Annotated in this window: 15 protein-coding genes; all 15 read left to right on the top strand. The window is 46.2% G+C overall.

Annotated elements, in window-relative coordinates; translation table 11 throughout:
- Positions 1-4 precede the first annotated feature (4 nt).
- The 15 genes from CWI73_RS00340 to CWI73_RS00270 all read left to right on the top strand — a co-directional run bounded on the left by CWI73_RS00340 (position 5) and on the right by CWI73_RS00270 (position 14,656).
- Entirely contained in the window at positions 5-997 is a 993-nt protein-coding gene (locus CWI73_RS00340; protein WP_126751033.1) for a PhoH family protein, read from the top strand.
- The gene (gene ybeY / locus CWI73_RS00335) at positions 994-1,479 is read left to right on the top strand and encodes an rRNA maturation RNase YbeY (protein ID WP_126751032.1); all 486 of its coding nucleotides are present in this window, start codon (positions 994-996) and stop codon (positions 1,477-1,479) included. Before CWI73_RS00340 ends, ybeY begins: the two co-directional genes overlap by 4 nt.
- Positions 1,479-2,360: a CNNM family magnesium/cobalt transport protein CorC gene (gene corC, locus CWI73_RS00330; protein ID WP_126751031.1), complete on the top strand. Its 882-nt coding sequence runs from the start codon at positions 1,479-1,481 to the stop codon at positions 2,358-2,360. Before ybeY ends, corC begins: the two co-directional genes overlap by 1 nt.
- On the top strand, positions 2,360-3,871 hold the full coding sequence (gene lnt / locus CWI73_RS00325) for an apolipoprotein N-acyltransferase (RefSeq protein WP_126751030.1): 1,512 nt from the start codon (positions 2,360-2,362) through the stop codon (positions 3,869-3,871). The genes corC and lnt overlap by 1 nt, the downstream gene beginning before the upstream one ends.
- Before the next feature lie 102 nt (positions 3,872-3,973).
- Positions 3,974-4,171, top strand: coding sequence for a hypothetical protein (locus CWI73_RS00320; protein WP_053952792.1), 198 nt, complete (start codon positions 3,974-3,976; stop codon positions 4,169-4,171).
- A 35-nt stretch (positions 4,172-4,206) separates the two neighbouring features.
- Entirely contained in the window at positions 4,207-6,783 is a 2,577-nt protein-coding gene (gene leuS / locus CWI73_RS00315; RefSeq protein WP_126751029.1) for a leucine--tRNA ligase, read from the top strand.
- 41 nt (positions 6,784-6,824) lie between these two features.
- Positions 6,825-7,274: an LPS-assembly lipoprotein LptE gene (locus CWI73_RS00310; protein ID WP_241968797.1), complete on the top strand. Its 450-nt coding sequence runs from the start codon at positions 6,825-6,827 to the stop codon at positions 7,272-7,274.
- Between the two features lie 11 nt (positions 7,275-7,285).
- Positions 7,286-8,368: a DNA polymerase III subunit delta gene (holA, locus tag CWI73_RS00305; protein ID WP_126751027.1), complete on the top strand. Its 1,083-nt coding sequence runs from the start codon at positions 7,286-7,288 to the stop codon at positions 8,366-8,368.
- Positions 8,365-8,994, top strand: coding sequence for a nicotinate-nucleotide adenylyltransferase (gene nadD / locus CWI73_RS00300; RefSeq protein ID WP_126751026.1), 630 nt, complete (start codon positions 8,365-8,367; stop codon positions 8,992-8,994). Before holA ends, nadD begins: the two co-directional genes overlap by 4 nt.
- A 72-nt stretch (positions 8,995-9,066) precedes the next feature.
- Positions 9,067-9,387, top strand: coding sequence for a ribosome silencing factor (gene rsfS / locus CWI73_RS00295; protein ID WP_126751025.1), 321 nt, complete (start codon positions 9,067-9,069; stop codon positions 9,385-9,387).
- Positions 9,388-9,858, top strand: coding sequence for a 23S rRNA (pseudouridine(1915)-N(3))-methyltransferase RlmH (gene rlmH, locus CWI73_RS00290; RefSeq protein WP_053952797.1), 471 nt, complete (start codon positions 9,388-9,390; stop codon positions 9,856-9,858).
- An 11-nt stretch (positions 9,859-9,869) separates the two neighbouring features.
- Entirely contained in the window at positions 9,870-11,765 is a 1,896-nt protein-coding gene (gene mrdA / locus CWI73_RS00285) for a penicillin-binding protein 2 (protein ID WP_126751024.1), read from the top strand.
- Complete coding sequence (gene rodA, locus CWI73_RS00280) at positions 11,752-12,867, top strand: rod shape-determining protein RodA (RefSeq protein ID WP_126751023.1); 1,116 nt, start codon at positions 11,752-11,754, stop codon at positions 12,865-12,867. The genes mrdA and rodA overlap by 14 nt, the downstream gene beginning before the upstream one ends.
- Before the next feature lie 15 nt (positions 12,868-12,882).
- Entirely contained in the window at positions 12,883-13,848 is a 966-nt protein-coding gene (gene mltB / locus CWI73_RS00275) for a lytic murein transglycosylase B (protein WP_126751022.1), read from the top strand.
- Positions 13,835-14,656 carry a septal ring lytic transglycosylase RlpA family protein gene (locus CWI73_RS00270; RefSeq protein WP_126751021.1) on the top strand — a complete coding sequence of 274 codons (822 nt, stop codon included), beginning with the start codon at positions 13,835-13,837 and terminating at the stop codon, positions 14,654-14,656. Before mltB ends, CWI73_RS00270 begins: the two co-directional genes overlap by 14 nt.
- Positions 14,657-14,693 lie beyond the last annotated feature (37 nt).

Here is a 14,693-nt window from a genome sequence, read left to right as displayed (position 1 = left end):
TCGATTGAGTCCACAAACGCAAACGCTAGATTTTGAATTGGAGCCGACGGATTCTCGTCGGCTTTCTAACCTCTGCGGGCCTTTAGACGAGAATCTGCAGCATATTGAGCGCCGACTTGGTGTTGAGATAACCCACCGTGGTCATCAGTTTCGTTTAATAGGCAACGCTAAAACGGTTTCGGCTGTGCAAAAGTTGCTGCTTGATTTATATGTCGATACGGCACCAATGAAAGGTCGTGACGGTCAAGTTGAGCCAGAGCAGGTACATTTAGCCATTCAACAGGCCAAAGTCCTTGAACAGGACCGCGACAAAGGCGACCCAGCCGCAGAAAAAATGACACACATTAAAACCAAACGCGGCCTAATTAAGCCACGCAACCATAACCAAGCTGAATACGTCCGCGCCATTCTCGCACACGACGTGAACTTTGGTATTGGACCTGCGGGAACGGGCAAAACCTACTTAGCCGTCGCTTGTGCCGTTGACGCATTAGAGCGCCAGGAAGTCCGCCGTATTTTACTGACTCGTCCGGCTGTGGAAGCAGGCGAAAAACTGGGCTTTTTACCCGGTGATTTGGCTCAAAAAGTCGATCCTTACTTAAGGCCTCTTTATGATGCGCTATTCGAGATGCTTGGCTTTGAAAAGGTCGAGAAGCTTATTGAAAGAAACGTCATTGAAGTTGCCCCACTGGCTTATATGCGTGGTCGTACTTTGAACGATGCCTTTATCATCCTGGATGAAAGTCAAAACACAACCTGTGAACAAATGAAAATGTTCCTGACACGTATCGGCTTTAACTCGCGTGCGGTCATTACCGGAGATATTACACAGGTCGACTTACCACGCGGCCAACGCTCGGGCTTACGTCACGCCATTGAGGTTTTAAATAAAGTATCCGATGTCAGCTTTACCTTTTTCCAGGCAGGAGATGTTGTCAGGCATCCAGTGGTTCAACGTATTGTCCAAGCATACGATGAGTTCGATAAGCGCTCATGAGTAAGATCACGCTTGATTACCAAACTGCCGAGGGTATTAAAGACGCACCGGAAGAAAGCACCATTGCTCTTGCGGCCAACGCTGTTATTAAGCACCTTGGTATCGATAAGCCTGTGGAGCTAACGGTTCGAGTTGTGAAAGATAACGAAGCCGCTGAACTCAACCTCCAGTTCAGAAGCAAAAATTACCCAACAAACGTGCTGTCTTTTCCTTTTGAAAGTCCCGTTGAATTACCCATCCAGTTACTGGGTGATTTAGTCATCTGTCAAAGCGTCGTCGAACGCGAAGCAAAAGAGCAAAATAAGTCGGTTATCGCCCACTGGACGCACATGGTGATACACGGTACTCTGCACCTTTTGGGTTACGACCATATACAAGAAGAAGATGCCGTCGAAATGGAGTCGATAGAAAAGCGAATTATGGCTTCTCTTGATTATCCAGACCCATATGAAACAACAAGCAACACGGAGCATACACTTTAATGAGCGACGACAACCCCCACTCAGCCAACGGCTCGTCGGGTAAATCTTGGGCAGCCAAGTTATTACAAATATTCACCGGTGAGCCGAAAAGCAGAGAAGAACTCGTCGATTTAATTCAGGACGCTGAAGAGCGTGATCTGATTGATAACGATACCAAAGAAATGATTGAAGGCGTGCTCGATGTCGCGGAGCTTAAGGTTCGCGATATCATGATTCCGCGCTCGCAAATGGTCACTATTGATGTACACCAAAGCGTCGAAGAGTTTTTACCCATCGTTATCGACTCTCAACACAGTCGTTATCCGGTAGTGACGGATAATAAAGATCAGGTTGAGGGTATTCTACTCGCGAAAGACTTGCTCAGTTATGGCTTTAACTTAAACGAAGAGGACTTTTCGTTAGAAAAAGTCATGCGCCCGGCTGTCATTGTTCCTGAAAGCAAGCGGGTAGACGTGTTGCTGAAAGACTTTCGCTCAAACCGCTACCATATGGCTATTGTTGTCGATGAGTACGGCGGTGTCTCAGGGCTTGTTACGATAGAAGATATTCTCGAAGAAATTGTCGGCGAAATTGAAGATGAAACCGATATCAATGAGAATGACGACAAACAAAACATTCGTCGCTTAAGCCCGACTCGATACTCAGTTAAAGCATTAACCACTATTGAAGACTTTAACGAGTACTTTAAGTCAGAATTCAGCGACGAAGAGCACGACACAGTAGGCGGCTTAATCGCCCATGGCTTTGGGCATCTTCCACAAGCTGGAGAAGAAATTACCTTAGGCAATTTCACTTTCCGTATTACTAACGCCGACAAACGACGGATTCAACAACTTCAAGTAAGCATTCAAGAAGTCGAGTCTTCGGAGAACGCCGAATAATGAAGAAACGCTGGGGGAGTAAGCTTAACTCTCTGTTCTTGCTTTTGTCTGGAGCATCTTTAACTCTGGCATACTCCCCGTTCAACTGGCATTGGTTGCCTTTTATTATTTTACCTTTGGTTCTGAAAGTCATTTGGCCAATGGCTCCGAAGCGAGCTTTTTATGCGGGGTTAACCTTTGGCTTTGGCTGGTTTACCGCAGGGTTGAGTTGGATTTACGTTAGTATTGACCAGTATGGTGGTTTACCAATTTACGCCACCCTTCTTATTCTCCTGCTGCTGTTTCTTTACTTGTCCTTATTTCCTGCACTTGCATTCGGGCTTTGGCAAAAATTGTCACACCGAAGCATACAGTGGCGTTTCTCACTTCCGCTTATTTGGCTGGGCTTTGAGTTACTTCGGGGCTGGCTGTTCACAGGCTTTCCATGGCTTAGTCTTGGCTACACGCAAACCGACGGTGTATTTGCCAATTTAGCGCCTCTGGTTGGCGAATCTGGCATTACTGTCACCTTATGGCTAACAGCACTGTCTATTTTAATGGCTGTAAAATATCATCGTCCGCTACTCTTAATTGTGCCACTTGTATTACTCACGGTTTCAAACTTAAGTTACAAATTGCAGCCTACCTGGCGAAGTACTGAGTTAACCAGTGTACTGTTAGTACAAGGCAACATTCAGCAGTCACTGAAATGGCAAGCCGAACAGCAGTGGCCAAATATTCTGCGTTATCTCGACTTAACGCGACCTAAATTCAATCATGATATTGTGATTTGGCCTGAGTCAGCGGTAACCGCTTTAGAACCTTATGCGCAGGACGTTCTGAACACGATGGAACAATCTGCGTCGGTTAACAACTCAGCGTTAATTACTGGCATTATCGATTACGACAGACTCAATGACGCCTTTTATAACAGTGTTATTGTGCTTGATGACGACACCTACCAATACGGTGGCGAAAACCGTTATCAAAAACACCATCTGCTTCCAATTGGTGAATTCGTGCCTTTTGAAGACATTTTGCGTCCAATAGCTCCGCTGTTTAATTTACCCATGTCCTCTTTTAGCCGGGGTGGGTATCAGCAGCCTAACCTTGAAGCTAATAACAGAAAGCTGTCTATGGCCATTTGCTACGAAATAGCCTTTCCGCAGCAGGTTCGGGACAATACCTTTGAAGACACTGACTTTTTGGTCACTATAAGTAATGACACTTGGTTTGGCGACTCTCACGGACCTTGGCAACACATGCAAATCTCCCGAATGCGAGCGCTTGAATTGCAGCGCCCTCTTTTACGGGCAACGAATAACGGTGTCACTGCTATTGTCGATGAGTTTGGTCAGTTTATTGAAAAAGCTCCGCAATTTAAGGCTGCAACCGTTTCAGCCGAGCTCTACCCAGTTAATGGCGATACTTGGTACAAGCGGTTTGGTTTATGGGGCGCTTTTATACTTGCGCTGTCAGGACTGCTTCCTGCAGGATTGACAAAAGCCCGTAATAAGCGATCTCAAGCGTAGTCAGAACGCCCTAAAATCAGTACACTATTAGGCTGTGTGTTCAGTGTGTCAGCAGAGCCTATATCTGCAGTTATTATTTGTACTTTCTACAGGAATATCATTATGGAAAATATTTTCGATGCTATTTTGTTTGCCGTTCTGGTTGCCGCTGGCGGTTTAGGCCTAAGCAGCTGGTTGATGCTATTTGGTATCGATAAGTCTGCCCCTGCAGAAGTGAAACAACGTTCTGTATTTGAGTATGGCTTTTTTGGTTTAGCAGGCATCGTTGTCATGCTTGTCATGTGGTACGCCATCAGTTAATTCACTTTATTGCACCAACGGAAGTAAGCAGGACTATGCAAGAACAATATAATCCCAACAAAATTGAAACTGCTATGCAAAAACGCTGGCAGGAGCAAGACGTTTTTACCGCAAAAGAAGAGCCGGGCAAAGACAAGTTCTACTGTTTATCAATGTTTCCTTACCCCAGCGGTAAGTTACACATGGGACACGTCCGTAACTACACGCTCGGCGACGTCATTAGCCGTCACCAGCGTATGTTAGGTAAAAATGTGCTACAGCCAATGGGTTGGGATGCGTTCGGTCTACCTGCTGAAAACGCCGCTATTCAAAATAAAACGGCTCCCGCTAAATGGACCTACCAGAATATCGACTACATGCGCGAGCAGCTGAAAAGCTTAGGCTTTGGCTATGACTGGAACCGCGAAGTAGCAACCTGCTCGCCGGATTACTACCGTTGGGAACAATGGTTCTTTACCAAGCTTTATGAAAAAGGCTTGGTTTATAAAAAGAACGCGACAGTGAACTGGGATCCTGTCGATCAAACGGTTTTAGCAAATGAGCAAGTTATCGATGGAAAAGGCTGGCGCTCCGGTGCGACCGTAGAGCAAAAAGAAATTCCACAATGGTTTATAAAAATCACTGACTATGCAGAAGAGTTGCTAGACGATCTTGACCAACTCGACGGTTGGCCAGAGCAAGTTAAAGCCATGCAACGTAACTGGATTGGCCGCTCAGAAGGTGTCGAAGTCGACTTTTCTGTCAATGGTTATGAGCAACCTCTCAAAGTCTATACCACCCGTCCTGACACTATTTATGGCGTCACTTATATGGGCGTTGCCGCTGGTCACCCGCTGGCAAAAGAAGCCGCTAAAAACAATAGCGAGCTGGCTGCCTTCATAGAAGACTGCAAGAACAATAAGGTCGCTGAAGCTGATATCGCTACCATGGACAAGCTGGGCATGGATACTGGCTTTAAAGCAGTGCATCCTATGACAGGCGAAGAAATTCCGGTATGGGTCGCTAACTTCGTACTTATGGATTATGGCTCAGGCGCCGTCATGGCAGTACCAGCCCACGACCAACGCGACTGGGAATTCGCAACCAAATATGACTTGCCGATAAAACCAGTTATTGAGCCTTTATCGGGCGATAATGACATTGCTAAAGCGGCTATTACGGAAAAAGGCACAGTCATCAATTCTGATCGTTTCAACGGGTTAAGCTCGGCTGATGCTTTTGACGCCATAGCGAAAGAACTCAATGAGAAAGGCATCGGCGAGAAAAAAGTGAATTATCGCCTGAGAGACTGGGGAGTTTCGCGCCAACGTTACTGGGGCACACCCATTCCGATGCTGAATCTGGAAAATGGTGAGTCTGTACCTGTCCCTGAAGAACAACTGCCGGTGAAATTACCAGAAGATGTCGTTATGGATGGTGTTAACTCGCCAATCAAGTCTGATCCCCAATGGCGTAAAACTGAATATAACGGTATGCCGGCTGAGCACGAAACCGATACCTTTGACACCTTTATGGAGTCATCCTGGTATTACGCTCGCTATTGCAGTGCGCAAACTCATGACGCGATGTTAGATCCTGAGAAGGCAAACTATTGGCTACCGGTGGATCAATATATTGGCGGTATTGAGCATGCGATACTGCATTTACTGTACGCTCGCTTTTTCCACAAACTGCTTCGCGATACCGGCTTAGTCGAGTCTGACGAGCCGTTCAAGCGTTTGCTTTGTCAGGGTATGGTATTAGCAGACAGTTATTACCGCGAGACTGAAAAAGGTGGTAAAGAATGGTTCTCGCCGCTGGATGTTGATGTTCAACGCGACGAAAAAGGCGCTATTTCAGGGGCTACATTAAAAGCGGACGGTAAACCCGTTGAAGTCGCCGGCATGAGTAAAATGTCGAAGTCTAAGAATAACGGTATTGACCCGCAAACCATGGTAGAACGATACGGTGCTGACACCGTGCGCTTGTTTATGATGTTTGCGGCACCACCAGAAATGACATTGGAGTGGTCTGATACTGGTGTTGAAGGCGCTCAGCGTTTCCTACGTCGTTTGTGGAAACTCACTTTCGACTTTATTAACGCCGGTGGCTATGTCTCTGGTGAAACGTTGAATTCTCAGCAAAAGAACTTACGCCGTGAGCTGCACAAAGCTATAGCCAAAGTCAGTGATGATATGGGTCGCCGCCAGCATTTTAATACGGCTATTGCGGCTATTATGGAGTTACTGAATCACCTTCAGAAAGCCCCCATGGAAACATCTGCCGACCGTCAGGTGCTAGGTGAAGCCATTGATGCTGTCGTTCGTATGCTAGCCCCTATTACACCACACATTTGTGAACAGCTTTGGATTGAGCTCGGTCATGAAGAACCATTGTCGTTTACTGCATGGCCAGATGTCGACGAAAGCGCTTTGGTTGAAGATGAAAAGCTTATCGTGGTTCAAATAAATGGGAAGGTTCGCGCCAAGCTTACCGTTCCTGCTGACGCTTCTGCCGAGCAAGTCGAACAACAAGCATTCGACGATGAGTCAGTGCAAAAGCACATTGAAGGGAAAGACATACGTAAGAAAATCTACGTTCCCGGCAAAATTCTCAATATTGTTGTTGGTTAATGACGATGAGAATAATGAGCCGGCTACTACTGAGTCTAACAATGTTAGCCACACTCTCAGGGTGTGGCTTTCAGTTGCGTGGTGACTACCAGTTGCCTCCCAACCTGGACTCAATGGCATTACACTCTAATGTGTCAAAAGAGCTAGCCTCGCAAATGGAACAGCGATTAGTACACTCGGGTATTAACGTCGTAGAAAGCGGCAGTAGTTATCAGTTAGCTCTGCTTTCTGACAAACTCGAACGCCGCACCCTGTCATTATTCGAAAGCGGACAGGTGGCAGAATACGAGTTACTCTACCAAGTGAACTATCAGCTCTTAAAAAACGACCAGGTATTAGTCGAGAGAACTGCTGAAGTTGCCCGCGACTACCAGGACGACCCAAACTTTGCCCTGGCAAAAACCCGTGAGCGTGAAATGTTGGTTAACGAAATGCGGGCTGAAGCATCGCGAATTATCCTTCAGCAAATTGTCTCTGAACTGTCGCAATAACGGAGCGTTAAGTGCAGACCTTGTATCCCGAACAACTCAACCAGTACCTTGAACGCTCGGGCGTTCCTCCCGTACTGCTGCTGTTCGGCGATGACTTACTGCTGCGCATGGATGCCATAGATTCTATCCGCCAGCACTTTGGTCAAGACGCTGAAAAGTACCATTGGATACAATCAAAAGACTTTGACTGGAAGCAACTCAGTGAGCTTGAACAGTCAATGAGTTTGTTCGGCAGCAACACACTCATCGAACTCGAACTTCCTGAAAACAAACCCGGTAAAGAGGGCTCAAACGCTTTACACAGCTATGCAAGCCAGCTTCCGGAAAACCATACTCTTGTGGTCATTGGCAGTTATTTAAAAAAAGAACATCAAAACAGTCGTTGGTTTAAGTCGTTATCTCAACAAGGGCCTTTAATAAAAACGCAAAGCCCCGATAAAGGCCGACTCCCCGCCTTTATTCATAAGCGAGCTCAAAAATACCAGTTACAGCTAGCAAACGGTGTTCCTGAGTTATTGTCTGATTGGTTCGAGGGGAATCTACTAGCACTCGATCAGGAACTTCGTAAATGGCAACTGCTCAGTGACTCGGGCATTATCACTCAAGATTTTCTGACCGATGCCAGCAGTGATTCCAGCCGCTTTAATGTATTCGCCTTACAGGAAAGTATTCAGGCCGGTAATTATAAAGAAGCTCTGCACAGACTTACGCGTTTACTTGATGAAGAAGACGACTTTCACCGTTTTGCCTGGATTTTGCAAAGAGAAGTGCAACTGCTGACTATCCTTAAAAACAGTGGTAACAACCTTGATGTCTCTGCCGTTTTTCGCCGTAATATGATTTGGTCCAACCAACAACCTGGCTATATGAAGCGCGCAGAGTCTTTGTCTATAGACGCTTTGCATCAGTTACACTACCTAATCGAACGCTTAGAAATGGCATTAAAACAGGACAGCGGTGAATCTCCGCTAATATTAACTGTTCATTTGCTCGGGCTGCTTTGCCAGCAAGGCACGAACCACTTAAACACCACCGAGTATTTAAACACTTTCTCTCAACCATTTCAGACTGAACGTTCTTTTATTTCACTATGATTCGAGCATTCTTCGGTGGCACTTTTGACCCTATACATAACGGTCATTTAAAAACATCCAGCGCACTGATGAAAGAACTCGGAATTGACCGGCTTGCGTTTATGCCTAGTGCTATTCCCCCACATCGTACGCAGCCAGAAGCTTCAGCTGAACAGAGACTCGACATGGTTAAGCTTGCTTGCAAAGACTATCCCGGTTTTGAGGCTGAAGACTGGGAGTTACAACAATCACGCCCTTCCTATACTGCAGCCACACTCGCTGAGTTTTCTGAACGCTTTCCTAACGATACACTTGTTTTTGTTATGGGAATGGACTCGCTGATGAGCCTGAATCGTTGGCACAAATGGCGGGAAATCGTTCAATATGCGCATATCGTAGTGATGCCTCGCAGTGGTGTACCTTTCGCGCCACAAGGTAACGAGCTTGAAACTTTTATAGCTCAACACAGAGTTAACCAACCAAGCGACTTAGAAAGTGCCAAAAACGGCAAGCTTTATATTGCCCAAACTCCTCTTATCGACATTTCCGCAACCGAACTTCGCGAGCAGTTACACAAACGCCCTGCATCGCCGCCAATTCCTGAATCTGTTTACAAGTACATTAAAGAAAACAAACTGTATTTGTAGCTGAACAGAACAGAGATAATCTGTTAAACTTAGCGGTTGAAACAAAACTTAAAATCGAATGGAGACCCTCCTTTGCAGGCAAAAGAATTACGCGATTTTGTCATTGATAAAATTGAAGATATGAAAGCTCGTGACATACAAGTTCTTGATGTGCACGATAAAACCGACGTTGCTGACTTTATGGTCATTTGCTCGGGTAGCTCTAAAACACACGTTAAGAGCATTGCCGAGTACCTGGCAACGGAAGCCAAGCACGCTGGTTTCCCACCTATTGGAATTGAAGGTGGTGAGCAGTCGGAATGGGTCTTAGTTGACCTGGGTGATGTGGTTTTACATGTTATGCAGGAAACCATCCGCGACTTTTACCAATTAGAAAAGCTTTGGGGTCAGTAAGTGCACATTCAATTACTTGCGGTTGGCACCAAAATGCCAACCTGGGTAAAAGAAGGCTTTGACCAATACCAGAAGCGTTTCCCAAATGACTGTAAGCTTGTTTTGACCGAAATTGCGGCTCACAAACGAACCAAAAAGGCCGATGTGAACCGAATAATGCAAGAAGAAGGCAAGGCGCTTATTCAGGCTATCCCCAAAGGCAATAAAGTCATTACACTAGAAGTTAACGGCAAAGCCTGGGACACACCTAAACTGGCAAAGCAACTCTCGGCCTGGCAAATGGATGGTCGCGATGTTACGTTGCTGGTTGGTGGTCCTGAAGGTCTATCAGATGAATGCCTGTCACTGGCAGAGCAGCGTTGGTCGTTATCGAATTTAACTTTGCCGCACCCAATGGTTCGATTAATTGTTGCGGAAAGCCTTTACCGGGCATGGAGTTTGAATAATAATCACCCTTATCACAGAGAATAATAACGATAATAATGCGCCAGCGCACAACCATACGTGATCACGAAGCCGAATCTGCTATTTTTGCCCGCCGTGCGATGGTCGCTATCGTTATTGTTGTGGCCGTCTTTGTGCTGTTGGCTTCCAATATGTTCCACTTGCAAGTCAGTGAGCACAACGAACTGCAAACCCGCTCTAACGACAACCGCATAAAGCTTGTGCCTTTAGCCCCTAATCGAGGGCTTATTTACGACAGAAATGGCGTTCTTCTGGCTGAGAACAAACCCATATACAGCATTGATGTGACCCCGGAAGAAGTCAATGATCTCAATGCAACACTTACGCAATTACAAAATTTACTGGGCTTTTCAGATGATGTACTCCAACAATTCGAACAAAACCTAAAAAGTCAACGTCGCTTTAATAATGTCCCGCTTCTGGATAACGTCAGTGAAAAAGACCTGGCAATTTTTGCCGCACACCAGCATAAGTTCCCCGGGGTTAGTCTGGAAGCCCGACTTATCCGAAGCTATCCGTACGATGACTTACTGACCCACGCCGTTGGCTACGTTGCAAAAATTAATCAACAAGACGTTACCCGCCTTAAAGAGCAAGGGGAACTTGCAAATTATGCTGCCAGCCGAACCATCGGCAAACTGGGCATTGAGAAGTACTATGAAAAGCAACTACACGGTACGGTCGGTTACCAGAGTGTTGAAGTAAATAACCGCGGGCGCGCCGTTCGCACGCTTAGCATTGAAGCGCCTGAGCCTGGAAAGGACATTATTCTCGAGCTTGATATTGAACTCCAGAAAAAAGCCGTTGAGCTGCTTGAAGAACATCGGGGTTCAATCGTTCTAATGAATAGCGATACAGGCGCTATTCTGGCCATGGCAAGCAACCCAAGCTATAACCCGAACTGGTTTGTCAACGGTATCTCAGTTAAACAATATCGCTCCTTGTTGAACTCTAAAGACAGCCCACTGCTTAACCGGACCACACAGGGTGCTTACCCGCCAGCGTCAACCGTTAAACCTCAACTCTCATTGCTCGGTCTTGAGGATGGTACCATTACTAAAGACACTCGCATTTGGGACCCGGGCTGGTTCGAAATAAAAGGCGTTGACAGACGTTACCGAGATTGGCTTGCCTGGGGCCACGGCTGGGTTGATGTAACCCGTGCGATAACTGAAAGCTGTGACACGTTTTACTACGACATGTCGCTGAAGCTGGGTATCGATAAAATATCTGACTTTATGACAAAATTTGGCTTTGGTGAGATCACCGGCATTGATATCCATGAAGAGGTACCTGCACTCATGCCATCCCGCGGCTGGAAAAGAGCCAGATTTGGTCAGCCCTGGTACGCCGGTGAAACGTTATCAGTAGGTATTGGACAAAGTTATTGGACGGCAACGCCCATTCAATTAGCTGTCGCAACGTCCATTGTGGCGAACGAGGGAAAGCATGTTATTCCTCGGCTACTTCGCGGTACTTTAGATGGGGGGCAAGTGTCTGAAGCATTAATTACTTATAAACGTCCCGTAGAAATTGAAAAGCCTGCGCACTGGAACGTTATTAAAGACGCAATGAAGAAGGTGAACATGAGTAACACCGGTTCGGCACGCTCATCTTTTAGAGACGCCGAATACAGCTCAGCGGGAAAAACAGGTACAGCGCAAGTTAGAAGCCTGGGCGAGGACGAAGAATACAATGCGGAAGAAATTGCAGAGCGCTACCGCGACAACGCTATGTACGTTGGTTACGCACCGGCAACTGACCCTAAAGTCACTATCGTCGTTGCTATTGAAAATTCACTCGGTGGTGGCGGCAGTGTGGCGGCACCTGTTGCTCGTAAAATGCTTGATGCATGGCATTCGCGTTACATGATAAAAGACAAACAGCAGGTGAAAGACAATGCTGACAACTGAAGAACGGCAGCGGAATCCCCTACTAAAAAAAATTCATATTGACGGACCTTTATTTTTGGCCCTTGTTACGCTTTCGATTGTCAGTTTGTTCGTGGTTTTTAGCGCATCAGGGCAAGACATGGCTATGATGCAACGTCAATCAATCCGAATTTTGGTGTCTTTTGTGATGCTATTTATTCTTGCACAAATTCCACCACGGGCATTAAGTCGACTTGCCGTTCCGTTATTTCTGTTGGCAGTGCTGCTGCTAGTGGCCGTTCTTGCTTTTGGCGAAATGGGCAAAGGCGCACAACGTTGGCTCGATATTGGCCCCATAACGATACAGCCATCTGAAATAATGAAGCTTGCTATGCCACTCATGTTGGCTTGGTATATGGACAGACGACAAATTCCTCCCACATTAACTCACATTTTTGGCGGCCTGCTTCTTGTGTTGATACCCACATTACTAATAGCGAAGCAGCCCGATTTAGGAACTTCATTGATTGTTGCCAGTTCCGGATTGTTTGTTATTTTTCTGGCGGGTCTCAGTTGGCGACTGGTCATGACCGCCGCTGTAGCGGCCGCCGCCTTTGCACCCGTACTTTGGTTTTATCTCATGCACGACTATCAACGAGAGCGTGTACTGACCTTTTTAAACCCAGAGAGAGACCCACTTGGTAGCGGCTACCACATTATTCAATCACAAATAGCCATAGGCTCGGGTGGTATTGATGGCAAAGGCTGGTTGCAGGGAACTCAGTCACAACTTGAGTTTCTGCCTGAACGGCACACCGATTTTATCTTTTCGGTATTTAGCGAGGAATTCGGTCTTACCGGTGTTGTGTTGCTTCTGGCTCTATACGGTTTTGTGATTTTGCGCGGTCTTATCCTTGCAATGCGAGCTCAGGATATTTTTAGTAAATTGCTCGCCGGCTCTATAACGCTGACCTTCTTTGTGTATGTTTTTGTAAATATTGGTATGGTTTCAGGACTCTTACCCGTTGTTGGGGTACCATTGCCCTTAATTAGTTACGGTGGCACCTCAATGGTGACGCTAATGGCAGGCTTTGGCATATTAATGTCGATAGCAACTCACCATAGGCTCATTATAAACAATTAAAACAAGAGGCTGGTTATGCGTTTATTAGCAGGCATTACACTATCTATTTTCAGTTTTGGTCTGGTAGCACAGGATAATGTACCAAGTGTTGATGAGTTTATTGAGCAGCAAGTTCAGCAACATAACCTTGACAGAGAACAACTGAATAAGTGGTTAAGCAAGGCCAAGGTTAACAACGAAGTACTTGAAGCGATACAGCGTCCTTGGGAAGCCAAGCCCTGGTATCAGTACTACCCAATATTTTTGACCGAAAAGCGACTCAAAGCCGGTTTAAAGTTTTGGAAAAAACACGAAGCAACCCTTCAAAAAGCAGAGCAAGAGTATGGTGTTCCGGCGCAAATTATTGTCGCTATTATTGGCGTAGAAACCTTTTATGGTAACTACATGGGGAAATACTCAGTACTGGACTCTTTATATACTCTGGGTTTTCATTATCCTCCTCGTGCCAAATTCTTTCGTTCAGAGCTCAGTGAGTTTTTCCAGCTGGCTTCTGAAGAAGGCTGGGATATTAATTCAGCGAAAGGCTCCTATGCAGGAGCTATGGGTTACGGACAGTTCATTTCATCCAGTTATCGTCATTATGCCATCGACTTTGACGGTGATGGTGAGCGCAACCTGTTAACCAACCCGGTCGATGCCATTGGCAGTGTCGCCAATTACTTCGCAAAACATAAATGGCAAGCAGGACAGCCTGTTGCTCAATCGCTGAACCATAGTGAGAACTGGTCAAAAGTGATTAGTAAGGGCATGAAGCCCAATACCACGCGTCAAGCACTGAAAAATCAAGGGCTTGATTTACCCAATAACGAAACCGTGACACCGGACACCAAGGTTCGGGTCTTTGAATTTCAAACTGAAAATGCCGCAGAATACTGGTTGGGCTACAATAACTTTTACGTGATTACACGCTATAACCATAGTCCACTCTACGCCATGGCGGTTTACCAATTCAGTGAGCAATTGAAAAATGCGCGCCGCTAGCCTGCTCTATTGCTCGTTAATCACTGTTCTGGTTGTTGGTTGCAGTTCTAAACCTTCTGGAAGGTACAGCCAACACCACGACAGCGCGCCGACTCGCTTACCCACTCAGGCAGAGTTACGAAATGCGGTTCCGGTGCCCGAGCCGCATAGCCCTCAGGGCAACCGTGACTATGAAGTTTTTGGCAAGCAATATGAGGTTATGGAGCAAGCTCAAGGCTATGTCGAAGAGGGCTATGCCTCATGGTACGGCAATAAATTTCATGGCCATCTTACCTCGAATGGCGAGTACTATGACATGTACAGTATGACAGCCGCTCATACTAGCCTGCCCTTACCCACTTATGTAAAAGTCACGAACCTAAGCAATGAGCGAAGCGTTATCGTAAGAGTCAATGACCGCGGTCCCTTCCACCCCGAACGCATTATTGATCTTTCTTTTGCCGCCGCTTATAAGCTTGATATGCTGGATTCTGGAACCGCTCATGTCCGGGTCGAAGCGATAAACCTGAAAACACCGTTAGCCAGTGCCGGTGAGCAACCAGCAACGAGTTCTTACCATATTCAATTAGTGGCATCGTCCGATAAGCAACGTTTGTCGCAAATAAAAGACCAATTACCGACAACGCTTAAAGAAATTGCAACTACCGAGCAAAATGATGGTCTATACAAACTAGTATTAGGGCCTGTTCCGGAACACGAAAGTCACGACCTACTCGAACAAGTAAGAGCCAGTGGTTACCCTAAAGCCTTTCGTGTAAAAGCAACGCAAAACACAACGGCTGCGCCTGACGGGACAGCGCAGAACTGATATAATCCGGCGCTAAATTAAAACTCGCGTTTTACAT

Origin of the sequence: Idiomarina piscisalsi (assembly GCF_003987095.1) — a bacterium.
GTDB classification, from domain to species: domain Bacteria; phylum Pseudomonadota; class Gammaproteobacteria; order Enterobacterales; family Alteromonadaceae; genus Idiomarina; species Idiomarina piscisalsi.
Note: the sequence above shows the minus strand (reverse complement) of the source record. Positions and strands in the feature narration are given on the sequence as shown.

Bases quoted from the DNA above. Each gene is read 5' to 3' on its own strand.
- CWI73_RS00270 (WP_126751021.1), top strand. From the start codon at position 13,835: ATGCGCGCCGCTAGCCTGCTCTATTGCTCGTTAATCACTGTTCTGGTT.
- CWI73_RS00320 (WP_053952792.1), top strand. From the start codon at position 3,974: ATGGAAAATATTTTCGATGCTATTTTGTTTGCCGTTCTGGTTGCCGCT.
- leuS (WP_126751029.1), top strand. From the start codon at position 4,207: ATGCAAGAACAATATAATCCCAACAAAATTGAAACTGCTATGCAAAAA.
- lnt (WP_126751030.1), top strand. From the start codon at position 2,360: ATGAAGAAACGCTGGGGGAGTAAGCTTAACTCTCTGTTCTTGCTTTTG.
- mltB (WP_126751022.1), top strand. From the start codon at position 12,883: ATGCGTTTATTAGCAGGCATTACACTATCTATTTTCAGTTTTGGTCTG.
- CWI73_RS00310 (WP_241968797.1), top strand. From the start codon at position 6,825: ATGTTAGCCACACTCTCAGGGTGTGGCTTTCAGTTGCGTGGTGACTAC.
- mrdA (WP_126751024.1), top strand. From the start codon at position 9,870: ATGCGCCAGCGCACAACCATACGTGATCACGAAGCCGAATCTGCTATT.
- nadD (WP_126751026.1), top strand. From the start codon at position 8,365: ATGATTCGAGCATTCTTCGGTGGCACTTTTGACCCTATACATAACGGT.
- ybeY (WP_126751032.1), top strand. From the start codon at position 994: ATGAGTAAGATCACGCTTGATTACCAAACTGCCGAGGGTATTAAAGAC.
- corC (WP_126751031.1), top strand. From the start codon at position 1,479: ATGAGCGACGACAACCCCCACTCAGCCAACGGCTCGTCGGGTAAATCT.
- rodA (WP_126751023.1), top strand. From the start codon at position 11,752: ATGCTGACAACTGAAGAACGGCAGCGGAATCCCCTACTAAAAAAAATT.